Here is a 26,938-nt window from a genome sequence, read left to right as displayed (position 1 = left end):
CGATTTTTTATTATTATCAATAAGTCCATTTTTTAAGGAATTCCTTCGTACACTGCCTGCCGTTATTGATCAATTCACCCTTTTTTTCATCATTCAGATTAAAATCCATTGCAGAAATTCCCTTCATCGGGATGAATACAATATTATGGACGTGTTTCTTGGAAATATACCGTGCATCATGGGCATCTTTCATCGTTTTGAATAGTGCGGAGAACAATTCAACCGCATTATCCACCTCATGCGGTTTCCATATCTCATCGACGCTTAACCGCAAGCCAATGACCGGTCTTTCCTTTCTAACTTGATCTGAATTGAATAACCACATTGGAAAATTGCTTAATACACCTCCATCAACAAAAAGGAACTTGCTTTTTCCGACATTAAGTTTGACTGGCTCAAAGAAATAAGGAATGCTGCAACTCATTCTTACTGCCTTTGCCACCGGAAAAGCGCTTGGGTCAATTCCATAATTAGGCAAATCATCGGGCAGTACGACCAATTTCCCATTCGAAATGTCAGAGGTTATGATACGGAGTGATTTCGGCCGAACATCCTTAAAGGTGACTACATTCCTTTCGGCAAGTTTACTAGCGACCCATGCTTCCAAGGCGTTGCCTTTATAAAGGCCCAGTTTCCAGTATAAAAGAAGCCATTTGGCAAATGGGATAGGCAAAAGACCACGCCTTTTATCCAGCAGGCCGCTTAAATCTATATCAAGAAAAAACTTTTCCATTTCTTTTCCCGTGTACCCAGCCGCTACGAATGCTGCAATTATGGATCCTGCACTCGTACCTGCTGTTCGATGGAATACAAATCCCTTTTCTTCTAATTCCTGCAGGGCTCCCACTAAACCATAGCCTTTAATCCCGCCTCCGGAAAAAACGCCGTCAATAATCATAGCTGCCCTCCCCTAATCCGGTCTTTACATTTCTAAGCAGGATTAGAGCGATTTATGACAGTTTAAAAAAGAAAATTGTCTTGATTCAGGTAAAATACTGAATTTCCGCTTTCGGGAAGAATTCCGCTATATACCCACGAATGGTCGTTTCCAGTTCTGCCGCTTCCTCGTTTTGATAAACATATTTACCAATTCCATATCGGCCCCATTTATATTTACGCTTCGTTTCGTCCAGTTCCAATTTTGTTTTCGGATAGTTTTTTTGAATCACTTTTTTTGCTGGACCAGTGAACCGATGCTGGATTAATTCGAAAGTCAAGTCAGGGATATCCATCCCTTTCAAGGCCTCACTCAACCGTTCGAATAATTCATGGTAGCCCTCCTCCCATGCTTCATGACGGTATATTGGAGCTACGATAAAACCCAGGGGATATCCGGCACCTGCCACTTTTCGTGCCGCTTCCATCCGTTCTTCGAAGCTCGAAGTCCCGGGTTCGAAATTCTTTATCACATAACGTGAATTTATACTGAAGCGAAATCTCGTTTTTCCATTATGTTCGGCATCCAACAGATGATCGACATGATGGAATTTAGTGACGAACCTAAGAACCCCATATTCACTTTTCCCAAAATACTCTATGGCCCTTTTTAACGAATGTGTCAAATGATCAATTCCGACGATATCCGATGTACAGGCTGCCTCAAAACGGGTAATTTCAGGCTTTCTCTCATTTATATATTTTTCGGCCGCTTCGAAAATCTCGTCAAGATTCACATATGTCCGAATATATGGCTTTGATCCGAGTGTCGTTTGTAAATAACAATAGTGACAATGCCCCATGCACCCTGTAGCAAGAGGGATGGCATATTCAGCAGATGGCTTTGAAGAATCGAATTTCAATGTTTTTCTGATTCCTACCACGAGTGTCGATTTGGCGACACGATATTTTTGCAGATCATTTTCTCCAGGAAGGTCCCTAATTTGGTTATGCGATGTGGTCTCACGGATTTCAATGTTCAAATCTTCGAATTTCTTCTTCAATTCCCGGCCAAGCGGGTATTCCAATGCCCTTGGCTCGATATATACTAACTGTGGCATAAATGGTTTCATTTCGATCTCCATTCTTTTTTCGATTTGTTCATACTTTCAATCGAACTACACAATCTAATTCATAAGGATAGTTTTTCTTTATTCTTTTATCCTCATGATTGTTTTTACTTGGAAATTCAAAATGAAGGAGATGCGATATGGCTAATAAACGAGACTTCTTGACAAATGGAATGGGAAAACAAACGATCACCGTCCAAACAGATAATAAATTTCCAAATCCAAGGAATATACCGGGAGACTCGGTCGATGAATTTTCGGTATTGAAAGATGGCAACCAATATCTAGCCGAAAAGGAAATAGGGCAGCAAAATGAAAATGGTTGATTGAACGTGAAAAGAAGACCGAATTTACGATGATTCGGTCTTCTCTATTGTTATTTAATTGAACAGACTGTCACTCCCCTGCATGAATGACTTTTAAAAAAAGCCGTTAAGATAGCTTTGCAGCATACTTAACGACTTCCTTTGCATCAGCTTATAGCCCGCATTTCAATTGCGCTCCGCAATTCGTGCACGTATTGCATCCGCCCATTTCCTGGACTTCACCCTTACGGCATACGGGGCAAGTGTTACCCACTTCCGAACCGATTGTAACATTCGTCGAACGCAGCTCATTTATCGTATCGACCAATACTACTTTTTTCTTTTCTTCCACATCTGTCAATTCATCCATTTCAAGCTGCTCGTCCATTTGGTTTTCTTCAGCTTTGAGCGTAAGGACCTGACTGTCACGGCTGCCATCCACATATACCGTTCCGCCTTTTGCTCCGCCTTTGTATAGACGTTCATATACCTTTTCAACTTGTTCGACAGTATATCCTTTTGGAGCATTGACCGTCTTGCTGATCGAGCTGTCAATCCAGCGTTGAATGATGCATTGAACATCAGCATGTGCTTCTGGAGCTAATTCCATAGCGGAAATGAACCATTTTGGAAGCTCTTCTGTATCGGCTTCTGGATGGCGGTCCAAGTATTCCTGTACAATGTCAGCCTTAACTTCAATGAATTTACCAAGACGGCCGCTGCGGAAATACGTGAAGGAGAAATATGGTTCAAGACCTGTTGATACCCCAACCATCGTTCCTGTACTTCCCGTAGGAGCCACTGTCAATAAATGAGAGTTACGAATACCATGTGCAGCAACACTTTCTCTGATATCTTCCGGCATTTTTTCCATAAATCCGGTTTGTGTGAAACGTGTTCTAAGCTCATTGGTTTCTTTGTCCGTTGATCCGATCAGGAACGGGAAACTGCCTTTTTCTTTAGCAAGTTCTACCGAAGCCCTGTAAGCTGTGGTCGCAATCGTTTCAAACACCTTGTCAACCAGGATATTTCCTTCTTCAGAGCCATATTCCGTTTCACAGTAGATCAACAGGTCATGCAGACCCATTACACCTAGTCCAACCCGTCGCTCGCCCAGTGCCTGTTTTTTGTTTTCATCCAAGAAATAAGGAGTTGCGTCAATGACATTGTCCTGCATGCGCACACCGATTTCAACGGTCTGTTTAAGTTTCTCGAAATTAACCGTTTTGCTTTCTTTATCAGCCATTTCAGCCAGATTGACAGCCGCAAGGTTACATACTGAATATGGGGCCAATGGCTGTTCTCCACAAGGGTTCGTGGCTACGACCTGTTGACCGTATGCTTTGGCATTCGTCATTTCATTAGCATTATCGATAAAGAAAATACCTGGTTCAGCAGAATATGTTGCACAAATGTTTATTAAGTTCCAAAGCTCTTTAGCCCGGATTTTACGGTAAACACGGACTTTGTGACCCATTTTCTCCCATTCGCGAACATCACCGACATTATGCCATTCTTCATTGTAAATGGCCATTTCTTCGGCATTATAGCTTTCAACATCAGGAAAACGCAATTCATATTCCGCATCTTGTTCAGCCGCTTCCATAAATTCCTTAGTCAGGCAAATAGAGATATTGGCTCCAGTCAGGAAATCCGAATTATGGACACTGTACGTTCCGCCTGTACGGATCTTTTCCTCTGCATCCCTAATGATTTTCTCGCTGAACCCGCCTTGACCAGGAATCTCCTTATAATTGATGATCCCTTGATACATAGCCGTTTCCTGTTCCGTGTGCGGCGTGAATTTCAATTTATCCGTGGCATATTTCTTGATGGCTTCATCTTTGGTGTTTTCCACTAGGTAACGCAAAATCCTTGGATTTTGCATTTTGGAAATGATGAACTCTGCAATATCGGGATGCCAATCAGCAAGCATGATCATTTGCGCGCCTCGTCTGCTGCCGCCCTGTTCAACAAGATGCGTCAGTTTTGCGATATCGTCAAGCCATGACACTGAACCGGAGGATTTTCCATTTACCCCTTTTGCCAGAGTGTTTCTTGGACGCAGTGTCGATCCGTTCGTACCCACGCCGCCGCCGCGGCTCATGATTTCCATCACTTGTTTCCTATGTTCTGAAATACCTTCACGTGAATCCGGTACGAATGGCATTACATAGCAGTTGAAATAAGTAACATCCGTATTGGAACCTGCACCGTATAATACTCGGCCTGCCGGGACGAAATTAAGGTTCTTTAATTCTTCATAGAATTTATTGAACCATTCCGTTCTTTTTTCTTCCGTGGTTTCCACTGATGCCAATCCCGTTGCATTACGTTTTGCAATTTGTTCATAGTATATTTCAAGCGGCTTTTCAATTATATCCAAGGGACGGTATACAATCCCCGTCTCGACTTCTTCCGGATTATCCAATACGCCACGGAATTCTTCATCCACCAATACCTTGGCTTTTTTGGTTTCCCAATCAATTTCAACGATGTAACCGAGACCCCTTGCCGGGAATTTCGGATCTTCCTTAATCGTCAACACGACGAAATCGCCTGCCGAGAGTGTGATTTTTTCAGTATCCTTAAAAGAATAGCGGTCAAGCATGACTAGACGGGACACTCCCTTATGCGCCATTTTCATATCAGCAGTTACAGGGTGAACCTGGGGAAATAAAGAAATATCCTTATTCAACCTTTCTAGATCAACCTTTAAAGCTTCTTTTATTACAACCGACATAATTCCCTCTCCTTTATATGTTTCAAGATCCGTTCTTGCTGCCGCAAAAATCCTTATGTAACCTTACATGTCCGTTTCGCTTAACAAGTACCCTAAATTTATCATAGCGAAACTCAAAAATCAACATATAGTATCGCATTAAATATTTCAACTACTATATATTGTGTTTGTTTTGAATAACTTTTAATTTTGTCAAACGTTAAATCAATTAATATAGTTAGCAAAAGGGAGGAAAATGTCGATTTATAATAATTTTTCATCAGATTTCAATTAATTTGGACCTTGCTTTTTCCCCATCCCTTTTAGGGCTTATCCCTGCAAGGGATGTGTAATTCGGTCAAACAAATCTGAAAAAACTTTTTATTATCCACTCTAATTATGCTTCCTCTATCTCATGAAATTCCATTCATCGCTTTCATATTTGCTTTCTGCAATTGCCTTCACTTCCAGCAATTGCTTTTCGGTGAGGACATATGGCTCTAAATCGACCGAAAGTCCTTCGGCAAAACCTTTTTCGAAAGCTTCTTTCGCTTCAGGGATGGTTATCTTTCTCCCTGCAATGTCATTCATGGCCACAGCTTTGTTTTTTAAGTTTTTTTGCATTCTCTCTTTAACCCTGTCATTCGAGAATTTGAATACGCTAAAGAGCTTATCATCATCAAGCTCAAGCAAAATGGACCCGTGCTGAAGGATGACGCCTTTTTGCCTGGTTTGAGCGCTGCCAGCGACCTTTCTGCCCTCAACGACCAGTTCATACCAGCTAGGTGCATCAAAGCAGACGGAAGACCTGGGCGATTTTAAAGCCGCTTTTTCCTGTTCGCTTCGAGGCACAGCAAAATAAGCATCCAATCCAAGATTCCTGAACCCCATCAATATTCCTTCAGAAATGACACGATAAGCTTCAGTAACGGTGGTTGGCATTCCCGGATAGGATTCTGGAACGATTACGCTATAAGTCAATTCATGTTCGTGCAGCACCGCTCGTCCTCCCGTCGGCCTGCGAACAAAACCAAGGCCCTGCCTTTTGACCTCTTCCAGATCAATCTCCGCTTCTGCCTTTTGAAAATAACCGATCGACAATGTCGCTGGATTCCAGCCGTAAAAGCGTATGATCGGCGGAATTTCCCCTTTGCTTTGCCAGTTTAACAAGGCTTCGTCCAGCGCCATATTAAAAGCCGGTGAACAATACCCCGAATCTATAAAACCCCATTTTTCTTTAGTCATCCTTACCCCTCGTTTCGATAGACGTTTTTCAATTCCCCACAAAAAACTCACATGTAGTAGTTTAACAGACTTTAACACTCTAAAAAAGAAAGTGCTATCAAGTCATGAAGAATTTGATGAAAATTCTTTTTGATTATTGGGTAAAGCAATTATATAATAAAGATTGTCTGTATTCGTTAAGGTAGAAGGGAGTTTTTATGTTTGGAAATATTATATACACTGCTCATCATCCTAGGAGTGGTTATTGCGTATTCACTTTTTAATTGGTACCGCCAGCGTAAAATCGTTAAAACACTAACACAGGACGAATTTATCGCCAACTACAGAAAAGTGCAGCTAATCGATGTGCGGGAACCGAATGATTTCGAAAATGGTCATATCTTAGGCGCAAGAAACATCCCTATGACTCAAATGAAAACCCGCTTGGTCGAAATTAGGCCGGACAAGCCTGTATATTTGTACGCTCAAAGCGAAATCATCAGCGGCAGAGCTGCAGCCATGCTATACAAAAAGGGCTACAGGGAACTTTTCCACTTAAAGGGCGGTTTCAAGATGTGGACCGGGAAAATCAAAGCAAAGAAATAAGACCCCATCTCGGCATGGGCTCTTTTTAATTCCATAGCTCAAGTAAAAGAAAGTCAACAGTTGGACTTTAATGGAATCTTACATAAACATGAAAAATCCCCGCCGGCAGGCAGGGATTTTTTTCGTGTAAGCTACTAATCTAAGCTTGATAACGCAAAACGGGTTTTCTTGCAGCAAGAGTTTCATCAAGCCGCTTTATAACGGTTGTATGCGGAGCTTCCTGAACGATTTCCGGAGTTTCCTCCGCTTCCTTGGCAATCTGGATCATCGCATCGATGAACGCATCCAGCGTTTCTTTTGACTCGGTTTCAGTCGGTTCTATCATCATTCCTTCTTCCACGTTCAACGGGAAGTAAATGGTTGGAGGATGATACCCGAAATCCAGCAATCTTTTAGCTATATCGAGAGTCCTTACCCCCAATTTCTTTTGCCGGCGTCCGCTTAATACGAATTCATGTTTACAATGACGATTATATGGTAAGTCAAAATAAGGTTCCAACTTGCGCATCATATAATTGGCATTGATGACCGCGTTCTCTGTGACCGCTTTAAGGCCATCAGGACCCATTGAACGAATGTACGTATATGCCCTCACGTTTATTCCGAAATTACCATAATAAGGTTTTACCCTGCCAATGGATTGCGGACGATCATAATCAAGGACGAATTGCTCACCTTGCTTGACTATAAGAGGTTTAGGCAAGTAAGGAATCAAGTCGGACTTCACACCTACAGGACCAGAACCCGGGCCTCCGCCTCCATGCGGGCCTGTGAATGTTTTATGGAGATTTAAATGAACCACATCAAAGCCCATGTCCCCCGGTCGTGCTTTTGATAGGACTGCATTCAGATTCGCTCCATCATAATAAAGCTTGCCACCTGCGTCATGGACAAGTTGTGCCATTTCCAAAATATTTTCTTCAAACAATCCCAATGTATTGGGGTTCGTGAGCATCAAGGCCGCCGTATCCGGTCCGACAACACGTTTTAAATCTTCAAGGTCGACTAACCCATTTTCATCGGACTTCACTGTAATCGTTTCTAGTCCGGCAACAGTGGCAGAGGCAGGATTCGTACCATGGGCCGAATCAGGTACAATCACTTTCGTCCGTTCTGTATCGCCATTCGCTTCGTGAAAAGCGCGAATCATCATCAATCCTGTCCATTCACCGTGGGCACCTGCTGCAGGCTGTAGTGTCACTTGGTCCATCCCGGTGATTTCCGTTAAGTGTTCCTGCAAATCAAATAATAGTCCCAATGCTCCTTGTACAGTAGCGGGATCTTGATATGGATGGATATGGGCAAAACCATTGAAGCGTGCCACATTTTCATTTATTTTCGGATTATATTTCATCGTGCATGAACCCAGCGGATAAAAACCGGAATCCACCCCATGATTCCGTTTGGAAAGTGCAGTATAGTGACGCATGATATCCAGTTCGGACACCTCAGGAAGCTCTGCCTCTTCTTCACGGATGTAGTCGGCAGGAAGAATTTCTTCGAGCGGAATAGTCGCAACATCCATTTCTGGCAGACTGTACCCGATCCTGCCGGAAGTACTGATTTCAAAAATGAGTGATTGATCTTGATTATTCATGTTGATCCCCCAATTCCTGCGCAAGTGCATCAATTTCTTCTTTTGTTCTTAGTTCAGTTACCGCAACCAGCATATGGTCTTTCAATTCAGGATAAACCGCCCCTAAATCGAAGCCGCCGATCATCCCTTTTTCAAAAAGTTTTTTATTGATCTCTGAAAACGGAGCAGGCAGTTTAATGACAAATTCATTAAATGAAGGACCGTCGAATATCACTTCCACCCCTTTTGCCATAATTGCTTTTTTCGCATAATGTGCTTTTTGAATATTTTGCACGGCCATTTCTTTGACACCCTTTTTCCCAAGTGCGGTCATAGCAACAGAAGCTGCCAAGGCATTCAAAGCTTGATTGGAACATATGTTGGATGTGGCTTTGTCACGGCGAATGTGCTGTTCACGAGCTTGAAGCGTGAGTACAAACCCTCTTTTTCCATTCTCATCGACCGTTTGACCGACGAGTCGGCCTGGAACTTTCCGTACAAGTTTATTAGTAACCGCAAAATATCCACAATGAGGGCCCCCGAATGCCGCTGGAATACCGAATGGCTGAGCATCCCCCGTTACGATATCTGCACCGAGTGCACCAGGGGATGTCAAAGCTCCCAATGCAAGCGGATTACTGGAAACGATAAACATGGACTTGACGCCATGAATGATTTCTTCCATTTCTTTCAATGGCTCGATCCTGCCAAAAAAGTTCGGGTATTGCACGATCACTCCTGCAATGTCATCATTCGCCAATTCCCTTAAAGCAGCTAAGTCCGTCACACCGTCTTTATGAGGAATTTCGATCACTTCCACGCGTTGCCCTTTCGCATATGTCTTCACAACTTCTCTTGATTCAGGATGGACGGTTCCTGAAATGAGAATCTTCTTCCGCCTTGTCTGTCCTGAAGCAAGCATTGCTGCTTCAGCCAACGCCGTCCCGCCGTCATACATGGAGGAGTTAGCCACATCCATGCCCGTCAATTCACATATCATCGTTTGATATTCAAAGATTGCTTGAAGCTCTCCCTGTGAAATTTCAGGCTGATAGGGTGTATACGCCGTATAAAACTCAGAACGGGAAAGAACATGATCGACGATGACCGGCGCGTAATGGTCATAGACACCCGCACCAAGGAAGGAAGCATAATTTTTAAGGTCCGCATTCTTTGCAGCAAGTTTTGATAATTCTTTCATTAATGCAGGTTCCGATTTAGCAGGCTTGATATCGTATTCTCCTTGAAAACGAACGCTTTCAGGGATATCATTGAAAAGTTCTTCAGCAGTGGCTACCCCTATCGCTTCCAGCATTTCTTGTTTATCTTGCTCTGTCATGGGTAAATAACGATGTTTCATCTAATGACCATTCCTCTCTATTTACGTGGTTTTTTATAAAAAGGTGTTTGTATTATAACGGCTTTCAAACGTTTGGAACGGATTTCCACTTCGACTTCCGCATCCAGCACCGAAAATTCCTTATCGATTAGTACCAATCCAACGTTTTTCTTCAATGTTGGCGATTGGGTACCAGTCGTGACCTCGCCAATGACTTCATCACCGCTGTAGACCTTATACCCATGACGTGGAATGCCACGGTCAATCATTTCAATTCCCACAAGCTTTCGGGGAGCCCCTTTCTCCTTTTGCTCAGCAAGAACGGCTTTCCCGAAAAAATCAACTTCCTTATCCACTTTTACTGCAAAACCAATCCCCGCTTCTATCGGGGTGATGTCCGCAGAAAGCTCCTGCCCATACAGCGGCAGTTTCGCTTCAAAACGCAGGGTATCACGAGCACCTAAACCAATCGGCTGAACCCCCTCTTCCTTACCGGCATCCATAATCGCCTTCCAAAGGGCAGGGCCATTTTTACTGTCGCTATATATTTCAAAACCATCTTCACCAGTGTATCCAGTCCGGGATACCAGCGTGGAGATACCGTTAATCATGACATTATCCTTGAACCTGAAAAATCCAATTTCACTTAAGTCAGTACTTCCTGATAGTTTTTGTAATATCTTCTCTGCAGCTGGTCCTTGAAGTGCCAGCTGTGTATAGTCACTTGATACATTCGTAATTTGGGCATCTTCCGTTAAATTAGCTTGCAGCCAATTGAAATCTTTTTCTGTATTCGCTGCATTGACCACGAGCAGATAGTCGTCCTCAGCCCTTTTATACACGATAAGATCATCAACCGTGCCTCCGTTTTCATAACACATGGCCGTATATTGGGCACCGCCCTGTTGCAGCTTTGATATATCATTGGTCAGCATCTTCTGTAAAAAGGAAAGGCTCCCAGGCCCCTTAACATCGACTTCCCCCATATGGGAAACATCAAATAATCCCGCTTTTGATCGTACGGCTTCATGTTCATCCTTTATACCCGAAAATTGGACAGGAAGTTCCCAGCCGCCAAAATCAATCGTTTTACCTCCGTATTCACGATAAACCTCAAATAGTGGTGTTCTTTTTAAATTGGTCAAAAAATGACCCCCTTCAGATTTTTTTAAAAATTAATCGGCTTCATTATCAAAAGCTTCTTGTCATTACGCATCAGATACATCCTGATTCATGATGTGAAAAAAGCACAAAAAAGGACAGAGAAAGCCCGTTTGAGCTTTTTCTCTGTCCTGAAACCTGAAAGTTTACCTATGTAATAGGTTTTCCCCTTTGGTGGCCGTCCCATAACGGGCGGCGCTCTCCAGAGTTGCGTCCAATAAGAGTTCTTTTGCCTGAGAGATTCACTGCTAAGTTTGCTCCTTCGGCGCTACATCCGTAGTCTCTCCCCTTATCTTCACCCGCATATAAATGGTCTACCATTGAAAGGAAGCGAATAAGCCCCATGCATCGGTAAAACCTTTGACCATAAATGGAATGCATTCTCTGCCAATTCTCCTAAAACTTCAGAAACCGTTAAACTGATCTCCTTCAGTAATCTTGGATAAATTAGGAGCCTATAGCCCATACTAAGAAAACGCGAACTGCAAAATCGAAGTACAATCATTCTTTGTAGCGTTTGGAAATTGGAATTTTCTAAATATACTTATATCCTACCCTAAGAAACTTATCTCTGCAATATCTTTTGAAGAGAAATATTTTTCTTACTTCACATATGAAATGTTCGGGTTTTGACCTTATATTAAGGAAATTATGATTTAAGAGGGAGTTATTTCTATGAAAATCAATATATCCTTCAATTCTGAATGGAATGACGAGTTTCTGCAAAAGATGGAAAATGACGGTCCATGGGGAAATTGGGAGCTTTATAAGTTGGCGGTTCAAATGGAGGAAAATCTTATCATCCCTGATTTTGAAGGTTTACAGGCGCCCAAGCACCTTCCTCAGTTAACCCCGCTTCCCCATCAATTGGAAGCGGCGAAGCAAGTAGTCGAAAAGATGAATGGAAAAGCCATTTTGGCTGATGAGGTAGGGCTGGGAAAAACAATTGAAGCAGGCTTGATCCTAAAAGAGTATATGATTAGGGGCCTTGTAAAAAAAGTATTGATCCTTGTTCCGGCTTCCCTTGTCACACAATGGGCATTTGAATTGAATACCAAGTTTCATATTCCGGCAGTCGTTCAGAGAAAAAGTTATGTCTGGGACTCCTGTGATGTGGTCATTTCATCCATTGATACAGCGAAACGCGCTCCACATCGAGATATCATCTTTACTCAGGAATATGACTTCATCATTATTGATGAAGCTCATAAACTTAAAAATAATAAGACGAAGAACTATGAATTCGTACAAAATCTGAAAAAGAAATTTTGTTTACTCCTGACAGCCACACCGATTCAAAATAAAGTCGAGGAGATTTTCCACCTCGTTTCGTTATTGAAACCGGGCCACTTGGGAAATGCCTCACTCTTTTCGGAAAAGTATAAAGGGAAAGGCCGGAACATAATTGAAGATGAACACCTAAAGGAACTGGTCAACACTGTCATGATTCGAAACCGGCGGGCCGATACTGGCATTGAATGGACAAAACGGCATGTGGAAACCATCACCATTGAATTTTCTCCAACGGAACAAGCATTGTATGATGCTGTTTCCAATTTCAAGCCAATTTCGGATGGATCAAAAGGAAGCGCCTTTTCGGCTCTCACTCTCCAAAGGGAAGCATGCAGCAGCAGAGAGGCTGTCTTTTATACATTAAAGAATATGAGAGATAAATACGAACAGCCTTCCCCTGATTTTTTGGCAAAGCTTGATGATTTATTTACTAAAGTGAATGAAACGGTCCAGAACTCAAAGGCTGAAAAAGCTTTGGAACTAATCAAGAAAATTGATGACAAAGTGATCATCTTTACGGAATATAGGGCGACTCAACTATATCTCCAATGGTACCTACAGCAGAATGGAATTTCTTCTGTTCCTTTCCGAGGCGGTTTTAAGCGCGGAAAGAAAGACTGGATGCGTGAATTATTCCAAAAGAATATTCAGGTATTAATCGCAACAGAAGCTGGCGGGGAAGGGATAAACCTTCAGTTTTGCCATCACTTGATTAATTTTGACCTGCCATGGAACCCAATGAGGCTTGAACAAAGAATTGGACGGATTCACCGCCTTGGTCAGGAAGAAGATGTGATGATTTATAACTTTGCCACGAAAAATACAGTTGAAGAACATATACTGAAGTTACTATACGAAAAAATAAATTTATTTGAAAAAGTAATCGGTGAATTGGATGATATTCTAACCAAACTGGATATTAATAACATTGAAGAATATTTAATAGATGTGGTCGGCGAGTCCAAAACAGAGGGCGAAATGAAAATCAAGATGGATAATTTTTCATCATTGATCCAATTCGCTCAATCAATGAAGGAAGGTGAGGTTCATGCAGCAACGGGAAATTCATGATTTTTTAATCACTTTCTTTAAAGCCAATGATTGTGAAATACTGGATAATGCACCAACCCACCTTACAGTGCAATTGACGATTGAAATGGATAAAGAATTAATGAACAGACCCTTTTATTGGCATTATCTAGAAAAAACAGGAGGTGTTCCGAACCCGGCACAAATCACTTTCATTACCGATCCAGAACAAGCTCCATCCGATTTAAAGGGAGAAATGATTCATTTTGGCTCCCCTCGCCTTCACCAGATTATTCAATCAACCAAAAAGCTGGCAGGGTATACTAGACTTTTTGAGAATACGCCTCCATCAAAAGGCAAAAATAATCCTTTGTTTCCTTGGCTGACCCTGAATGTGAAAATATCCTATCAATGCGACCGCAAAAAAGATACTTTCATGTCAATCGGATTGAATTTAATCTCAGGTGAAATAATGGAAGAGTTTCACCATCGGGTTTTACCGATTAACGTCACCCCGAAAATACCGGATTACTCTTTTACGCTTTCACCTCTGATCATGCCCAAGAGTGGATTGGCAAGACTGGATACATACATCAGAACCAGTTTCGAGGATGATGATCATTCCTGGGCGGAGGAAGCAATGCTGCGCTGGCAGAATGACTTGAATTTATTGGAGCATTTTTACAAGGATATGGAGGAAAAAAGTGAGAGCTATTATACCGAAAAAGAAGCACTAAAAGCACAATATGAACCCAACATCAGAATATCCATCATAAACGGAGGATTATTTTACCTTTCAGATAGGGCGTTGGGATAAGTAGAGAACAAAAAAACAGATGTCCAAAGTTCAGGACATCTGTTTTACTTTTTGATCGTTTTCCTTATAAACATCGACAAAGCAAAAGGGACAATGCCAAACCAATGGGACATACCCTGGTTTTTATCCTCTTTTCTGTGAAGGCGTTTTTCTTTTCGTTCTTTTTTCGTCAGATTGAAATACTCGACAAGCTGCTGCGTCAGATATTTAATATAAGCGTTTGTAGACATATAAAATCATCACCCTACGCAAAGTATGTCCGGTTTACGCTTTTTTTATTCCTTCCCCTTGCTCCCTCCACTGTAAACCTCTCGCGTTCCCTGATTTTGCTATTACACAGCTTGCTTCTCCATCCATTCTTTCACTTCCCCCGCTTCTTTATCGTATTGAATGATGACCCTGCCCTCTCGATCATTTTTAGTTTTGGAGGAAAACTCGATATAGACGTAAGGACCTTCTTGCTTCATTAAGGAATAGCGCACCACACCATTGGGATATGATATTTCCCCCTGGATGATTTTCGGAACCTCTTCGCCCCACTCTGCCGTCACATCCTTGATGGCTAGATGGACAAGATGATCGGCCACAAGCGACTCTTCCACTTCTTTATAAAACTTTTTATCAATGATAAACTGGTCGATCATCAGTATCGTGAACATGATGAAAACACTCGCCACAATCATTACCATCGGGAAAACGACTCCTTTTTGATTATTCATCGAGTTTCGTATCATTCCTAAAGAAAGGATGAAATCTTCGACTGAAAGTAGTCCCTGTTTTATCCGTTATATTTATAACAATGACACTGCCATCCTTATTGACCTGGAATTCCGAAATGTTCTGCAAGATGACCTCATGCCCCATACCATCCACTCGTCTTCGGACCTTATCTTCATATTGTTCCAGCGATGATAATTGTTCACCTGAAAGCAAATATAATTTATTTCCCATTACATCTTGAGCTTTGGAACTCCGGACCTCCTGCTTCATTTGCATGGTAAAGACCTCCCATTCCTTAGGATGCAATTTATCAACGGACCTCATCTGGGTGTGAATGATCGAGAAGAGCTGCAGAACGAAAAGCGACGTCGTCATTAAAATCAATAAAGAAATAAGCAATTCGATCATCGTAAAGCCATCATTTTTTCGCAGCATCACAAATGGATTCCCTATTACCCATCTCAACTTCATAGCGTACACACCCTTCAATCATTCCCGGGAAATCCCCATGGTCCTTCCAAACCAATTCAAAGCTTCTTTTTTTGTAAATGATTTCCTGACCAACTGCTTGAATCTCCCCATCCATGAACGCCGTCAATCTTTCATATAATAAATGGTGGGCTTCAGTCCTTACGGAAATATCTTTCCGATGCGTCAATACCTCTTCAAGAATTGGTAAAATGGCAAGGACCAGTAATATACAAACGGAAAATGCGGCCATCAGCTCAAGGTAGACGTACCCTTTACAATTTCTCAATCCGGAACCTCCCTTTACCGATATTGAGGACCAGCTTGTACTTTCCCTTTGAGGTATCAATCATAATCGTTCCGGCTTTGGATGCATTTCCATATTGATTAAAATGAAATCTGAACCCCAAAGTGCCGCTTAAAAACTGGATATCCTCTGGTATGCTTCTCTCTAGAACGATCCCCTCCTTATAAGACGAAACGGTATAAACCTTTTCGGCATTATCAATATGGAGGTAAATCAAGCTCTCATGACTGATGGCATACTGTTGAGCATAGAAAAGATCTTCATGAAATTGTGAAAGAAAAAGCCTATTTTCCATTCCTTTAGTGAAGCTGGGATATAGATTAGGACCGATGGAAATAAGGAGTACAAAAATAGCGAGGACAATAAGGGTTTCAGATAGTGTATATCCACCATCGGAATGCCGTATATTCACTTCTCGCCTACTCAACGACCGTTATCTTTCCTTTACTATCCAAACTGATTTCATCCCCATTAGGACAGGATGTCTGTTTGAGATAGCCTTGACTTTCCAATTCACCGATACTTCCGGGCAGTTTACCATTATCGATTTCAAAAGCCTGCACCTGTGCTTGGGCCATCTTCACGAAAGCTTCACATCCTTTAGACTGGATTGTGGATTGGTTTTTCGTGAAATTGGGGATTGTGATAATCAAAAGGATGGATATCACCAGTAAAACTATAAGCATTTCAATTAGTGTAAAACCACGTTCATTCATCACTTTCTTCATCATATCATCATGCTCCTGAAGATCTGTACCAGATGACCTTCGGGCATTTTCACCTCCGGAATACAAAAATGAAATCCTATAAACCTTCGAGCAGTGAGAACATCGGCAGCAAAACCGCCATATAAATGGACACAATCAAAAGACCTATCAGTGAAAACATTAGAGGCTGAATGATTTTCAAGATTGCATTCATCCTCTCTTCAATTTTCTCCAGAATAAAACGACTGTAATGAAGTAACTCGGCATCAAGTCTGCCGTATTTTTGACCATTTGCAGCGACTACCGGTAAATTCCCATCAAAATATGGGAGCTCCCGAAAAATCATTTCAAGTGATCTGCCCTCGATCAGATCATCCTTGATGATATTGCAAAGTTTTTGGTAAAAAGGCTGTTGTTGATTTATCGAGAATAATTTGATGCTATCGTTAATCGATAGTCCTCCGGAAAGCAAGCCACTGAATTGGCTTGTAAAAAAATAAGTTTCGTATAATTTGATGAACCTCCCGAATATCGGAATTCCCATCAAAATCCTGCGCTGCCTTAAAGGGCATAATCCATTGAACCAAAATCGTTTGAGTGCATACAAGAATAGGAGCAATCCGAGTAATAAGAAGGGTAGTGCTGGAAGAATGAACGTGGAGGCTGCCATTAATCTTAAGAGAATATGCTGATCGACATCCATCGTGAAATAGATGGTCTGGAATTGGGGAAGGAGAACACTCTGAAGAATATAAAAAACGATGCTTACAAACAAGACTAAGAATACAGGATACACCATTAACTTTTTCACTTTATCCATATCCTCGATTCTTTTCTTCCAATATCGCCCTCCTTCTTTCAACGCCCGTTCCAGGTCGCCATATTGTTCCCCATAAAATATATAACTTACAAGCTGCGGATGAAAATTAAGATGGGTCAGCACCATGTGCAACGGGTAGCCGTTCCTTAAATCGGCTATAGCCTGAGTGAAGTCTTCCGCTTTCTTCTTTGATTCCTGAAACTCAAGAAAATGTAAAGCTTCCGCCAAAGGATAACCATGATTCAATAATTCACCTAGCTTCGAAATAAAGACCGCCTGCTCTTTTACCTTCCATTTACTTTTTGGTTTCATGGTATACCAGCCGTTCATATTCCTGAGATTCCACATATCCCATCGCAACCGCTTTTCCGATTTCATCCTTTAATTGGCGGTAGCTGACCGTTGCCTTTCCCTTTTCATCTCCCATTATCCGGAGAACTTCAGCCAGACTTTTCCCATATAGCAATTCATATACACTTGCCCTTTTATTCCTTGCAGTCATTTTGCAAGCTAAAGCACAGTCCCCTTTACACGGAAGACATCGCAATTCAACCAGCCGCTGAGCTGTAACGCCAATCAAACTCTGTTCAACCTCAAGTAAGCTGACACCAAATTCCAGTAATCTGGAGATGGCGCCCTGGGCGTCCCTCGTATGCATGGTCGTTAGTATCAAATGACCGGTTAATGCGGCACGGACTGCGATTTTGGCAGTTTCTGCATCCCTGACTTCGCCAACCATGATCACATCCGGGTCATGCCTCAAAACAGCTTTTAGGCCGACGGAATACGTAATGCCCGCCTTTTCATTGATTTGGACTTGCAATACCTTTTCGGATACATTTTCAATGGGATCTTCAAGTGTAATGATATTTCGATTTATCATCTCGTGGGCGTGGTGAAGCAGGGAATATAGTGTCGTTGTTTTCCCACTGCCGGTCGGGCCGGTAAATATGAGCATGCCATGGGAATGCTTCAGGAGTGCAATCAATTTTTGAACGGTGTTTGGAAATAAAGATAACTGTTCTAGAGGAAGGATATTCTGTTGAGGTATTAAGCGGATGACCAAACTTTCGAGATGGGCAGTGGGTAAAGTGGAAAGGCGGAGTCCTACCACCTGGTTAGCCAAATTGATGGTGATGGCACCACTCTGGGGCCTTCTTTTCTCCCCTATATCCATCGAGGCAAGGAACTTCAAATGAGCGATCAGCCTTTCAGCTTCAAAGAATGATAATGTTTCCTGGGGAACAAGCCTATTGTCTATCCTGAATTGGATGAGAGGCCCCTCTCCGCGAAAAAAAATGTGGATATCCGATGCCGATTCCACGATGGCACGGGTTAGTATTTTTTCTGCGGTCTTTTCAATCGATATCAAATCATTCATCACCTCCTATGTTTCTTGTTGTATTGATTCGACAATCCACGACAAATTCCTGCTTCAAAATAAAAAAAATTACCGAAAAAACTTCTAGAATCATCTCACATGCTTATTTTCAAATCAGAATACTAAATAGACGGCAATGATTTCAATAATTCCATAAAAAGCCACTTCTAAAGTGTAGGATTGGCTTTTTCAATTTCAACTATAGCTCGTTCATTAGATTGAACTAATGATATTGTTCTTTTTCAAATAGCCTTGTTTCTTAAGTCTTCCCCTTAGTCCGAGTGAAAGTGTAGATTTATGGTATCAACACCCAAAGGGACTGCGATTTTGGCAATTTCTGCATCCCTGACTTCCCCTACAATGATCACGTCCAGGTCATGCCTCAGAACAGCTTTTAGGCCGACGGAATACGTAATGCCCGCAATTTCATTGATTTGGACTTGCAATACCTTTTCGGATACATTTTCAATTGATCATCTCACGGGCGTGGTGAAGCAAGGAATATAGTGTCGTGGTTTTCCCACTGCCGGTTGGTAACGCACAAATTTTTCACGATATCTTAGCCTGTCTCTCTTATAAAAAGGAGACAAGGATTTTTGATGAAACGTATCGATGTAATAGCAAACGATTAATCATATGACAACCTATCATCATTCACAGAAAGAGAAGAAATGAATAAAGCAGTACGTTTGTACAGAGACATCATTCGTGCTTCTATTAAGCGTGCAGATGTACAAACTAGACATAGTCTTATGCGAAATACCTGAGTTTTCCTGTTCTTTGCGTATTTTCATGTTGTAAAACATCTCCATTTTTATAATTATAACACTTTGAGCCAGGGAGAATATCTTGCCTAAAAGACCAATCTTCACCTTAAAAATAAAGTGCGCACCTATTATGACTTCAGAGAATCCTGCCGATATTCAATAAGTCATTCGTCATTTCGAATTTAAAGAATATTCGCTTTAAACTAGTTAGGAATAAGTATGGACAGCTTGGGGTGTACAGGAGAAATAGCAATTTGGTGTAAGTACATGTGCAAAAATACGATTGCGGATAAGCTTGAAGTTTCCTATTAAACGGTACAACGTTTAATGAAAAAATCAGAAGACCTCGGCATGATCCGCCAGATACCTATGAAGGTTAAGAAGGGAGTTAAGATGCATAAAGGGCAATCTGCTTAAGGTTTTTATCCGCCCAGAATATTTGAAACAAGAAAGCGGCCAACGTATAATAGGCCGCATATTTATCTTAATTTAATTTCGTAATGTGCAACGAAGCGTCAACAGATGGTTCTGTTCCCCCAACGGGTGTATTTAAAGTAACGGTACCCATTTGGGATGTGAAATTTCTTAAAGTTAGTGTCGCTGGGGCAGTGGTTACGGTAACAATAACTCTCCCATTCAATTGGGGAGTACTAGCGGTTCCGTATATCGAACCAGGAACCAAAATATTATTTAGGAATAAAGCAAATTGTTTACCAGTGCCAGGTACAGTTGTAACCCCGAAAAGTACAGAATAATTACCTGTTGTTGGAAGGATAATTTGCGTTGTCCCAGGTGTATGGGTAATACCAACAAGAGGTCCGTTTGTGTCAAAGATTACATCTGAACCTACAGGTACATTCTGTATGGACTGGTTATAAACATAACCAAACGTCGATAATCCGGCAGTACCCGTTGGTCCGGTTGGCCCTGTAACTCCCGTCGGACCAGGGGCTCCCGTCGGACCAGTTGCTCCAGTCGGACCAGTTGCTCCCGTCAGTCCAATTGCTCCAGTCGGACCAGTTGCTCCCGTCGGACCAGTTGCTCCCGTCGCCCCAGTTGCTCCCGTGGCTCCGGTAGCTCCCGTCGGTCCAGTCGATCCCGTCGGACCAGGGGCTCCCGTCGCCCCGGTGGCTCCCGTCGGACCAGGGGCTCCCGTCGGTCCAGTGGCTCCCGTCGGACCAGTCTCTCCAGTGGCTCCGGTAGCTCCCGTCGGTCCAGTGGCTCCCGTCAGTCCAATTGCTCCCGTCGGTCCAGCCGATCCAGTTGCTCCCGTCGGTCCAATCGCTCCCGTCGGACCAGTGGCTCCCGTCGGTCCAGTCGCTCCCGTCGGTCCAGTTGCTCCCGTGGCTCCGGTAGCTCCCGTCGATCCCGTCGATCCCGTCGATCCCGTCGATCCCGTCGATCCCGTCGATCCCGTCGATCCCGTCGGACCAGGGACTCCCGTCGCCCCGGTGGCTCCCGTCAGTCCAATTGCTCCAGTTGCTCCCGTCGGACCAGTCGCTCCATTTGCTCCCGTCGGCCCGGTGGCTCCCGTCAGTCCAATTGCTCCCGTCGGTCCAGTTGCTCCCGTCGGACCAGTTGCTCCCGTCGCCCCAGTTGCTCCCGTCAGTCCAATTGCTCCAGTCTCTCCAGTCGCTCCCGTCGGTCCAATCGCTCCCGTCGGACCAGTTGCTCCCGTCGGTCCAGTTGCTCCCGTCGGTCCAGTTGCTCCCGTGGCTCCGGTAGCTCCTGTCGGTCCAGTCGATCCCGTCGATCCCGTCGATCCCGTCGGTCCAGTCGATCCCGTCGCCCCGGTGGCTCCCGTCAGTCCAATTGCTCCAGTTGCTCCCGTCGGACCAGTTGCTCCAGTCGCCCCAGTTGCTCCAGTCAGTCCAATTGCTCCAGTCTCTCCAGTCGATCCAGTCGGCCCAGTTGTTCCCGTCGGCCCAGTCTCTCCAGTGGCTCCGGTAGTCCAGTTGCTCCCGTCGGACCAGTCTCTCCAGTGGCTCCGGTAGCTCCCGTCAGTCCAGTTGCTCCCGTCGGCCCGGTGGCTCCCGTCAGTCCAATTGCTCCAGTCTCTCCAGTTGCTCCCGTCGGCCCAGTTGCTCCAGTCGCCCCGGTGGCTCCCGTCAGTCCAATTGCTCCAGTCTCTCCAGTTACTCCCGTCGGCCCAGTTGCTCCAGTCGATCCAGTCGATCCAGTCGGCCCAGTTGCTCCAGTCTCTCCCCTTTCCCCAGTGGCTCCCGGTGCTCCCGTCGGTCCCGTCGACCCAGTTTCTCCTGCTGCTCCCCTTTCCCCGGTGGCCCCCGGTGCTCCCGTCGGTCCAGTTACTCCCGTTACTCCCCTTTCCCCGGTGGCTCCCGGTGCTCCCGTCGGTCCAGTTACTCCCGTTACTCCCCTTTCCCCGGTGGCTCCCGTCGGTCCCGTCGGCCCAGTTACTCCCGCTGCTCCCCTTTCCCCAGTGGCTCCCGTTGCCCCTGTTGGTCCGGTGGCTCCTGTTGGACAGTTGCTTTTACAAGGAAAAAACTTACAACCTCGTGGTGGTAGTAACTTTTCAACACAAGCATTGATATTTGGCTGGGATGGGTCCAGGAGGCGATAACCTTTAAAAGGTTGATTATTGTTAGTCATATCCCCCACCTCTAGATAGTTGCTTATTTTTTTTATTATCACAACTAAAATCTTTTTATTATATTAAGAGGAAGCTTATCTGGTTAAGCCTATTTGAAAAAGGAATTAAGTTGATCTATGCCAAGGGGCAGTCCATCGTTGTCAGTTATGTTGGAAAGAACATGGGAAGATGGATTCCATTGGAGAATATCGATTTGAGGATGCATTGAAGGAATATGTGGAAAATGATGATATTAAACACCTAGAACCCATAAAAAAGGAATCAGATGTTTCTCTCAGTAATGAACAATTACTACATATTGAAAAGAAACGGGAAAAATATCAACGTGCTTGGGCTTCCGATTTAATGATTGATGCTGAATTCAAAAAATTAATGGATGAGACTAGACAAGTGTATGAAGAGTTAAAAATAAAAGTTAAAGAGTTGCCTACTCCTGAAGTTATCGATTTTAAAGAATTAACAAACATAGTAAATGCTTTTAATACCAATTTTATTTATTTAACTCAAGAAGAAAAAAGAGTTTACATTTCAACTTTTATTAGAAAAATTGAATTCAAAATCATACCACAACCAACCAAAAGATCAGATAAATCAAAGAAAGGCAAGGCTTTAATCGTGATTACAAATGTTGTGTTTCGTTAGTCTTTATAGTGTGTTACCAGTCGTACCGGTAAATATGAGCATGCCATGGGAATGCTTCAGGAGTGCAATCAAATTTTGAACGGTGTTTTGAAATAAGGATAACTGTTCTAGAGGAAGGATGTTGGGGTATTGAGCGGATGACCAAACTTTCGAGATAGGCAGCGGGTAAAGTGGAAAGGCGGAGTCCGACCACCTGGTTAGCCAAATTGATTATGATGGCACCACTCTGGGGCCTTCTTTTCTCCCCTATATCCATCGAGGCAAGGAACTTCAAATGAGCGATCAGCCTTTCAGCTTCAAAGAATGATAATGTTTCCTGGGGAACAAGCCTATTGTCTATCCTGAATTGGATGAGAGGCCCCTCTCCGCGAAAAAAAATATGGATATCCGATGCCGATTCCACGATGGCACGGGTTAGTATTTTTTCTGCGGTCTTTTCAATCGATATCAATCCATTCATCACCTCCTATGTTTCTTGTTGTATTGATTCGACAATCCACGACAAATTCCTGCTTCAAAATAAAAAAATTCCCGAAAAAAAATTCGAGAATCATCTCACATGCTCATTTTCAAATCAAGCCTCCGGGAAACCAAATTTCTTAATGCATCTACATTATGGCCAATGACCAGTTTTTCCCCGTCTATGAGAATGGGCCTTCTTAATAACTTCGGTTCTTTTGTTAATAATTGGATGACATCAGAAAGCATCATTTCGTCAATATTAACTTGTAAGTCTTTATATGCTTCACTTCTTGTCGCCAAGACTTCATCAAGACCTTCCGATGTCAATTCAAGAATTCTTTTTAACTCTGCTACAGTAGGAGTCTCTCTGAATAAATGTCGCTCATCGAAGGAAACTTGATTGGCGCGTAACCATTTTTTTGTTTTGCGGCAAGATGTACAGCTTGGGTACGAAAAGAAAGTTAACTGTGCCATACTAATCACTCCCCGTTCACATTTTGTATACATTTATAGTTTATACAATCATTGTACAACATTTGTATAATCAATGTATACATATTTACTTTATAAAAACGTTTTAAATGTGAACGTTTTCTAAACTAAAGAGTGTTTGCCCTTTCCCTTATTCCATTTTTTTCTGCCTGCATTATAATGGACATAGGTAAACTATGGAATAGCAGGAGGGTGTAATGGAACAAACGTTAAAAATAACAAACGTGTTAGCTGATCCCACCAGATATTATATATATCAGCATATAGTGAATAACCATGGTGATGTATCGGTACAGGAAATCGCCGATTCATTCAACATCCATCCAAATGTTGCCCGTCTTCATTTGTCAAAACTTGAGGATATCGATATGTTGACCTCGATTTCCCGAAAGACCGGGAAAGGCGGCCGCCCAAGCAGACTTTATCGATTATCTGACAAAGTCATACAGCTTCATTTTCCATATAGGAACTATCAGCTGCTTGCAAAGATTGCCGTCCAGTCGATGATGACATTAGGGGAACAAGGAAAACAGGCTCTTTATGAAACGGGAAAAGTATTCGGGGAGGAATTGATCAATCAGCAACTAGCCCTGAAATCGACATCGATCGACCGGCTTGCTTTTGCGGAAAAAGTCAACATGCTTAAAAATGCGGCTACCATTGCTGGGTTATCTCCTGAAATACAAGCAAGCGAAGAAGAAAATAAAATATCCTTCCGCATCTTCAATTGCCCGTTTAAGGAAGTTACTGAAGTCGAGCCAGGAACAATCTGCTCCATGCATAATTCATTTTTAAAAGGTATGTTCGAAGCCTTGTTTGAGAATGTCAATATTGTGGAAATAGAAAATATGATGTCCAATTGTGCAGCATGCTCATACCAAGCTTCGGTTCTCACATAGAAACAAAAGGCATCCTTTACATTACCTTACAATTTCATTTATAATTATTTAGAATGTACACGACTAGACATAAGGAGGGATTCGGATGGAACGCATGTTCAGAGTATGTGGATTTTGGACAGGAATTATGGCCATTTTCTTTTATCTTGGCCATATGCATCAAACGTCTTTGCTTTTCTTTGCACAAACGATCTTTTTTGTACTTTTAAGTTATTTGAAATTATCTGAGCGCATGTATATTTATGTTTTCGGCGCCTATCTTACCGTTTTCTTTGCAGGATTTTCCTACTGGAGCGTATTTATGATGACTCCGGGTGCTGCGCATTAAGAAACAGCAATATTACATAACCCATGAATTTTGATTCATGGGTTTTTACTTGTCACCATTCAGGAAAGACCCTTACATCATCTGCTAAATTCTTCGATTGAAGCAACACTTTGAAATGTTCACTAAATCCCCCAGGAACGATTAATCCCCGAATTGCCCGATTACGCTTTGCCGTTTTCGAGAATGGATCAGTTCCTTGATCGTCCTTCAATTCCTCTAGTATCCCTGCTTTAAGCAAGAATTCATTTTGAAGAAAAAGTCCTCGATTGGAAAGACCCCTTCTTTTTCCACTCTCGATTAATGTGTCAAAATGGATATGTGTCGTTAGATCCATATCACCAGGATACATAAGTGCATCTTTAATCATTTGATGCCGATAATAGCCCCTCAAGCTCCCTTGACGATGAGCTGGCTCCTTCCATTCCCGATCGGTATAGCCATAATCAATTGTAAGGAGAATACCCGATTCGATACAGGAAACGATCTTCTCATATTCACGGATCATGTTTAGCGGAACTTCGAATCGTTGTTTTTCATTTAAGGTGATTTTTCGTTCAATAAGGTAAGAAAGAATGTCAGGGTTGTCCAAGGGTTCTCTCTCTTCTACCAAATCGCCTTCCTTTTCAGTGACGAATACCTCTACCAAGGCTCCCTTATACTTTTCAATGACATACACAGGCAACGCGTCGAAAAGTTCGTTTGAAAAGACGATTCCATTTACATTCGTCCATTTTTCTAAATTGGCAGCAGAAACTGCCTGTTTGAATATCCCTAAACGTTCGTGATGAATCTTTCTATGAAATGGACTGCCATCCACAAGAACATAAGTCAAAGAATCCCATATCTCCGGTTCCGTTTCTTTTATGTAAACGAGGATGTCATACGCGAGTTTACCGTCCCCTGCGCCGACCTCGATGATTCTTGGTGAAACTCCGCATCTTTTTATCAAATATACGAACCACCTCGCCAGTGATCTCCCAAATGCATCCCCAACATTGCCGGACGTATAAAAATCCCCTCTTGGGCCAATCTTCTCTTTTGAGCGTGCATAGTAGCCTATATTTGGCGTATATAAAACAGCATCCATATAGTCATTATAGGAGATTCTTTTTTGCGGGCTTTCTGCAATCAATTCCTTTAAATGATTTTTCAACACAACAGCCTCCGTCCATACATGAAAATAATTTTAAAGTTCACAAAATGTTCAATTTTCATCATCGCAGTTATAACAGTGCATCCACTAAATGAATTTAATAATAGGCATCTTACTTCAGAGGAGGTTCAAAAATGCACATTGGGGAAGACCCTTTTTTTATATTCAGTATAGTTCCGGAATTGACCCATTTCAATATTTTCACATAATTAAGAACTAAAAAAACAGGTGCCACTGCGGCACCTGTATAAGTAATTATCTCAAAAAGGGATTAGTATTCTTTTCATCCAGAATCGTCGTGACAGGGCCATGACCTGGAAAAACGATAGCATCATCAGAAAGTGTCAGCAGCTTCGTTTCAATGCTATTTAAGAGCACTGACTCGCTTCCGCCTATTAAATCGGTTCTGCCAACGCTTCCTTGGAACAAGACGTCCCCGGAAAATAGGAGACGTTCGTCCTTCACATAATACGAAACGCTCCCTGGTGAGTGTCCAGGGGTTTCGAATACTTCGAAAGTGAATCCTCCAATAGTAAGCTCTTGCTCATTTGCCAAGATGTGATCGGCAGGCTTCATTCGCATTGGATTTTCAGGGAACCAGTTTTGAGAACCATTCAATGCGGGGTCAAGTAGCCACTTGGCCTCTTTTTCATGAATATATGCAGGGATTCCATAATGATCCCGAATGGCATCCAGAGCACCGATATGGTCAAAATGTGCATGTGTCAATAAAATTGCTAAAGGCTTTAAATTTTTTGTTTGTATGTACTGTATGATTTTCTGTGGCTCTTCACCCGGATCGAAAATGATGCAATCCTGTCCATCGGAAACTACATAACAATTCGTTTGCAGCGGGCCTAGAGGAATTTGTGTCCATTTCATTTCCATCAACTCCAATATGATTTTCTATCTTTATCTTACACTAATTAAGCTGCTAATGTTAATCCAGTTTACTCATGTCATAGAAGTGTCACCTATTAAACCTCGACAAATAATTGAAAAAATATTAAGATATTAACAAATGCAATCTTTTCTACATATTTTTGGTAGTTGCTTTATTCTCTGGGTATATTATTAGGGATTAGGTATTCATTATGAAAAAA

Annotated in this window: 26 protein-coding genes, 3 pseudogenes and 2 riboswitches; of the genes and pseudogenes, 8 read left to right on the top strand and 21 right to left on the bottom strand. The window is 42.5% G+C overall.

Features of this window, described 5'->3' with window-relative positions:
• Window positions 1-16: 16 nt before the first annotated feature.
• Both J7I96_RS22495 and splB read right to left on the bottom strand, forming a co-directional pair.
• Window positions 17-898, bottom strand: a complete 882-nt coding sequence (locus J7I96_RS22495) for a patatin-like phospholipase family protein (protein WP_214773258.1) — start codon at window positions 896-898, stop codon at window positions 17-19.
• Window positions 899-983: 85 nt separating this feature from the next.
• Window positions 984-2,009 carry a spore photoproduct lyase gene (gene splB, locus J7I96_RS22490; protein WP_214773260.1) on the bottom strand — a complete coding sequence of 342 codons (1,026 nt, stop codon included), beginning with the start codon at window positions 2,007-2,009 and terminating at the stop codon, window positions 984-986.
• Between the two features lie 137 nt (window positions 2,010-2,146).
• Between splB and J7I96_RS22485 the strand changes: the two genes are divergently transcribed.
• On the top strand, window positions 2,147-2,332 hold the full coding sequence (locus tag J7I96_RS22485) for a hypothetical protein (RefSeq protein ID WP_048688331.1): 186 nt from the start codon (window positions 2,147-2,149) through the stop codon (window positions 2,330-2,332).
• Between the two features lie 151 nt (window positions 2,333-2,483).
• Here the strand turns inward: J7I96_RS22485 and J7I96_RS22480 are convergent, their stop codons facing one another.
• The gene (locus J7I96_RS22480; protein ID WP_214773261.1) at window positions 2,484-5,054 is read right to left on the bottom strand and encodes a vitamin B12-dependent ribonucleotide reductase; all 2,571 of its coding nucleotides are present in this window, start codon (window positions 5,052-5,054) and stop codon (window positions 2,484-2,486) included.
• Window positions 5,055-5,441: 387 nt separating this feature from the next.
• Window positions 5,442-6,278: a lipoate--protein ligase family protein gene (locus J7I96_RS22475; RefSeq protein WP_214773262.1), complete on the bottom strand. Its 837-nt coding sequence runs from the start codon at window positions 6,276-6,278 to the stop codon at window positions 5,442-5,444.
• A gap of 201 nt (window positions 6,279-6,479) precedes the next feature.
• Between J7I96_RS22475 and J7I96_RS22470 the strand changes: the two genes are divergently transcribed.
• Window positions 6,480-6,863 (top strand): rhodanese-like domain-containing protein, encoded by a 384-nt coding sequence (locus J7I96_RS22470; protein ID WP_034308355.1) that lies wholly within the window; start codon window positions 6,480-6,482, stop codon window positions 6,861-6,863.
• 139 nt (window positions 6,864-7,002) lie between these two features.
• On the opposite strand, the gene gcvPB is transcribed toward J7I96_RS22470, so the two are convergent.
• From gcvPB to gcvT, 3 genes are read right to left on the bottom strand one after another with little or no spacing between them, the layout of a single operon-like run.
• Entirely contained in the window at window positions 7,003-8,460 is a 1,458-nt protein-coding gene (gene gcvPB, locus J7I96_RS22465) for an aminomethyl-transferring glycine dehydrogenase subunit GcvPB (protein WP_053535687.1), read from the bottom strand.
• A complete protein-coding gene (gene gcvPA / locus J7I96_RS22460; protein WP_214773263.1) occupies window positions 8,453-9,799 on the bottom strand; it encodes an aminomethyl-transferring glycine dehydrogenase subunit GcvPA in 1,347 nt (448 codons plus the stop codon). The genes gcvPB and gcvPA overlap by 8 nt, the downstream gene beginning before the upstream one ends.
• 17 nt (window positions 9,800-9,816) lie before the next feature.
• Window positions 9,817-10,923, bottom strand: coding sequence for a glycine cleavage system aminomethyltransferase GcvT (gene gcvT, locus J7I96_RS22455; protein WP_214773264.1), 1,107 nt, complete (start codon window positions 10,921-10,923; stop codon window positions 9,817-9,819).
• 140 nt (window positions 10,924-11,063) lie between these two features.
• A riboswitch (glycine riboswitch) is annotated at window positions 11,064-11,147 on the bottom strand.
• 3 nt (window positions 11,148-11,150) lie between these two features.
• A riboswitch (glycine riboswitch) is annotated at window positions 11,151-11,238 on the bottom strand.
• 376 nt (window positions 11,239-11,614) lie between these two features.
• Here gcvT and J7I96_RS22450 point away from each other — a divergent pair.
• Window positions 11,615-13,303 (top strand): DEAD/DEAH box helicase, encoded by a 1,689-nt coding sequence (locus J7I96_RS22450; RefSeq protein ID WP_214773265.1) that lies wholly within the window; start codon window positions 11,615-11,617, stop codon window positions 13,301-13,303.
• On the top strand, window positions 13,281-14,078 hold the full coding sequence (locus J7I96_RS22445) for a YqhG family protein (protein WP_214773266.1): 798 nt from the start codon (window positions 13,281-13,283) through the stop codon (window positions 14,076-14,078). Before J7I96_RS22450 ends, J7I96_RS22445 begins: the two co-directional genes overlap by 23 nt.
• A gap of 44 nt (window positions 14,079-14,122) precedes the next feature.
• On the opposite strand, the gene J7I96_RS22440 is transcribed toward J7I96_RS22445, so the two are convergent.
• The 9 genes and pseudogenes from J7I96_RS22440 to J7I96_RS22400 form a co-directional block, all read right to left on the bottom strand.
• On the bottom strand, window positions 14,123-14,308 hold the full coding sequence (locus J7I96_RS22440; RefSeq protein ID WP_057278811.1) for a YqzE family protein: 186 nt from the start codon (window positions 14,306-14,308) through the stop codon (window positions 14,123-14,125).
• Between the two features lie 102 nt (window positions 14,309-14,410).
• A complete protein-coding gene (gene comGG / locus J7I96_RS22435) occupies window positions 14,411-14,797 on the bottom strand; it encodes a competence type IV pilus minor pilin ComGG (protein ID WP_214773267.1) in 387 nt (128 codons plus the stop codon).
• The gene (gene comGF / locus J7I96_RS22430) at window positions 14,790-15,269 is read right to left on the bottom strand and encodes a competence type IV pilus minor pilin ComGF (protein ID WP_214773314.1); all 480 of its coding nucleotides are present in this window, start codon (window positions 15,267-15,269) and stop codon (window positions 14,790-14,792) included. The genes comGG and comGF overlap by 8 nt, the downstream gene beginning before the upstream one ends.
• Window positions 15,217-15,555, bottom strand: coding sequence for a hypothetical protein (locus J7I96_RS22425; RefSeq protein WP_214773268.1), 339 nt, complete (start codon window positions 15,553-15,555; stop codon window positions 15,217-15,219). The genes comGF and J7I96_RS22425 overlap by 53 nt, the downstream gene beginning before the upstream one ends.
• Complete coding sequence (gene comGD, locus J7I96_RS22420) at window positions 15,542-15,985, bottom strand: competence type IV pilus minor pilin ComGD (RefSeq protein WP_214773269.1); 444 nt, start codon at window positions 15,983-15,985, stop codon at window positions 15,542-15,544. The genes J7I96_RS22425 and comGD overlap by 14 nt, the downstream gene beginning before the upstream one ends.
• Window positions 15,986-15,992: 7 nt before the next feature.
• Window positions 15,993-16,301: a competence type IV pilus major pilin ComGC gene (comGC, locus tag J7I96_RS22415; RefSeq protein ID WP_285292106.1), complete on the bottom strand. Its 309-nt coding sequence runs from the start codon at window positions 16,299-16,301 to the stop codon at window positions 15,993-15,995.
• A gap of 76 nt (window positions 16,302-16,377) precedes the next feature.
• Window positions 16,378-17,412 (bottom strand): competence type IV pilus assembly protein ComGB, encoded by a 1,035-nt coding sequence (gene comGB, locus J7I96_RS22410; protein WP_214773270.1) that lies wholly within the window; start codon window positions 17,410-17,412, stop codon window positions 16,378-16,380.
• Entirely contained in the window at window positions 17,396-18,472 is a 1,077-nt protein-coding gene (gene comGA / locus J7I96_RS22405; RefSeq protein ID WP_214923479.1) for a competence type IV pilus ATPase ComGA, read from the bottom strand. Before comGA ends, comGB begins: the two co-directional genes overlap by 17 nt.
• A 326-nt stretch (window positions 18,473-18,798) precedes the next feature.
• Window positions 18,799-19,015 (bottom strand): annotated as a pseudogene (locus J7I96_RS22400) (ATPase, T2SS/T4P/T4SS family); the annotation flags it as partial.
• 491 nt (window positions 19,016-19,506) lie between these two features.
• Here J7I96_RS22400 and J7I96_RS28915 point away from each other — a divergent pair.
• Window positions 19,507-19,632: pseudogene (locus tag J7I96_RS28915) on the top strand (helix-turn-helix domain-containing protein); the annotation flags it as partial.
• Window positions 19,633-19,732: 100 nt separating this feature from the next.
• Here the strand turns inward: J7I96_RS28915 and J7I96_RS22395 are convergent.
• A pseudogene (locus tag J7I96_RS22395) lies at window positions 19,733-21,294 on the bottom strand (BclA C-terminal domain-containing protein).
• A gap of 733 nt (window positions 21,295-22,027) precedes the next feature.
• On the opposite strand from J7I96_RS22395, the gene J7I96_RS22390 reads away from it, so the two are divergent.
• Complete coding sequence (locus J7I96_RS22390; RefSeq protein ID WP_214773950.1) at window positions 22,028-22,501, top strand: hypothetical protein; 474 nt, start codon at window positions 22,028-22,030, stop codon at window positions 22,499-22,501.
• Between the two features lie 13 nt (window positions 22,502-22,514).
• Here the strand turns inward: J7I96_RS22390 and J7I96_RS22385 are convergent, their stop codons facing one another.
• Complete coding sequence (locus J7I96_RS22385) at window positions 22,515-22,961, bottom strand: ATPase, T2SS/T4P/T4SS family (RefSeq protein WP_214773951.1); 447 nt, start codon at window positions 22,959-22,961, stop codon at window positions 22,515-22,517.
• A gap of 95 nt (window positions 22,962-23,056) precedes the next feature.
• Complete coding sequence (locus J7I96_RS22380; RefSeq protein ID WP_214773952.1) at window positions 23,057-23,437, bottom strand: Spx/MgsR family RNA polymerase-binding regulatory protein; 381 nt, start codon at window positions 23,435-23,437, stop codon at window positions 23,057-23,059.
• A gap of 215 nt (window positions 23,438-23,652) precedes the next feature.
• Here J7I96_RS22380 and J7I96_RS22375 point away from each other — a divergent pair, with 215 nt between their 5' ends.
• Both J7I96_RS22375 and J7I96_RS22370 read left to right on the top strand, forming a co-directional pair.
• On the top strand, window positions 23,653-24,354 hold the full coding sequence (locus tag J7I96_RS22375) for a helix-turn-helix transcriptional regulator (RefSeq protein ID WP_214773953.1): 702 nt from the start codon (window positions 23,653-23,655) through the stop codon (window positions 24,352-24,354).
• Between the two features lie 85 nt (window positions 24,355-24,439).
• Entirely contained in the window at window positions 24,440-24,682 is a 243-nt protein-coding gene (locus J7I96_RS22370; RefSeq protein ID WP_034308393.1) for a DUF2626 domain-containing protein, read from the top strand.
• Window positions 24,683-24,734: 52 nt separating this feature from the next.
• Here J7I96_RS22370 and J7I96_RS22365 read toward each other — a convergent pair whose 3' ends face one another.
• Together J7I96_RS22365 and J7I96_RS22360 are read right to left on the bottom strand one after the other, a co-directional pair.
• Window positions 24,735-25,835, bottom strand: coding sequence for a class I SAM-dependent methyltransferase (locus J7I96_RS22365; RefSeq protein WP_214923402.1), 1,101 nt, complete (start codon window positions 25,833-25,835; stop codon window positions 24,735-24,737).
• A 255-nt stretch (window positions 25,836-26,090) separates the two neighbouring features.
• Entirely contained in the window at window positions 26,091-26,717 is a 627-nt protein-coding gene (locus tag J7I96_RS22360) for an MBL fold metallo-hydrolase (RefSeq protein ID WP_057278817.1), read from the bottom strand.
• Window positions 26,718-26,938 lie beyond the last annotated feature (221 nt).

Origin of the sequence: Bacillus sp. ISL-78 (genome assembly GCF_018613455.1) — a bacterium.
Taxonomy (GTDB): domain Bacteria; phylum Bacillota; class Bacilli; order Bacillales; family DSM-1321; genus Peribacillus; species Peribacillus frigoritolerans.
The sequence above is the reverse complement of the archived record's forward strand: the minus strand, read 5'-3'. Positions and strand labels throughout refer to the sequence as shown.

Excerpts from the sequence above, each read along its gene's own strand:
- J7I96_RS22495 (WP_214773258.1), bottom strand. The coding sequence starts at position 898 with ATGATTATTGACGGCGTTTTTTCCGGAGGCGGGATTAAAGGCTATGGT.
- splB (WP_214773260.1), bottom strand. The coding sequence starts at position 2,009 with ATGAAACCATTTATGCCACAGTTAGTATATATCGAGCCAAGGGCATTG.
- J7I96_RS22485 (WP_048688331.1), top strand. The coding sequence starts at position 2,147 with ATGGCTAATAAACGAGACTTCTTGACAAATGGAATGGGAAAACAAACG.
- J7I96_RS22480 (WP_214773261.1), bottom strand. The coding sequence starts at position 5,054 with ATGTCGGTTGTAATAAAAGAAGCTTTAAAGGTTGATCTAGAAAGGTTG.
- J7I96_RS22475 (WP_214773262.1), bottom strand. The coding sequence starts at position 6,278 with ATGACTAAAGAAAAATGGGGTTTTATAGATTCGGGGTATTGTTCACCG.
- gcvPB (WP_053535687.1), bottom strand. The coding sequence starts at position 8,460 with ATGAATAATCAAGATCAATCACTCATTTTTGAAATCAGTACTTCCGGC.
- gcvPA (WP_214773263.1), bottom strand. The coding sequence starts at position 9,799 with ATGAAACATCGTTATTTACCCATGACAGAGCAAGATAAACAAGAAATG.
- J7I96_RS22450 (WP_214773265.1), top strand. The coding sequence starts at position 11,615 with ATGAAAATCAATATATCCTTCAATTCTGAATGGAATGACGAGTTTCTG.
- J7I96_RS22445 (WP_214773266.1), top strand. The coding sequence starts at position 13,281 with ATGCAGCAACGGGAAATTCATGATTTTTTAATCACTTTCTTTAAAGCC.
- J7I96_RS22440 (WP_057278811.1), bottom strand. The coding sequence starts at position 14,308 with ATGTCTACAAACGCTTATATTAAATATCTGACGCAGCAGCTTGTCGAG.
- comGG (WP_214773267.1), bottom strand. The coding sequence starts at position 14,797 with ATGAATAATCAAAAAGGAGTCGTTTTCCCGATGGTAATGATTGTGGCG.
- comGF (WP_214773314.1), bottom strand. The coding sequence starts at position 15,269 with ATGAAGTTGAGATGGGTAATAGGGAATCCATTTGTGATGCTGCGAAAA.
- comGC (WP_285292106.1), bottom strand. The coding sequence starts at position 16,301 with ATGAAGAAAGTGATGAATGAACGTGGTTTTACACTAATTGAAATGCTT.
- comGB (WP_214773270.1), bottom strand. The coding sequence starts at position 17,412 with ATGAAACCAAAAAGTAAATGGAAGGTAAAAGAGCAGGCGGTCTTTATT.
- J7I96_RS22390 (WP_214773950.1), top strand. The coding sequence starts at position 22,028 with ATGGATTCCATTGGAGAATATCGATTTGAGGATGCATTGAAGGAATAT.
- J7I96_RS22385 (WP_214773951.1), bottom strand. The coding sequence starts at position 22,961 with ATGAATGGATTGATATCGATTGAAAAGACCGCAGAAAAAATACTAACC.
- J7I96_RS22380 (WP_214773952.1), bottom strand. The coding sequence starts at position 23,437 with ATGGCACAGTTAACTTTCTTTTCGTACCCAAGCTGTACATCTTGCCGC.
- J7I96_RS22375 (WP_214773953.1), top strand. The coding sequence starts at position 23,653 with ATGGAACAAACGTTAAAAATAACAAACGTGTTAGCTGATCCCACCAGA.
- J7I96_RS22370 (WP_034308393.1), top strand. The coding sequence starts at position 24,440 with ATGGAACGCATGTTCAGAGTATGTGGATTTTGGACAGGAATTATGGCC.
- J7I96_RS22360 (WP_057278817.1), bottom strand. The coding sequence starts at position 26,717 with ATGAAATGGACACAAATTCCTCTAGGCCCGCTGCAAACGAATTGTTAT.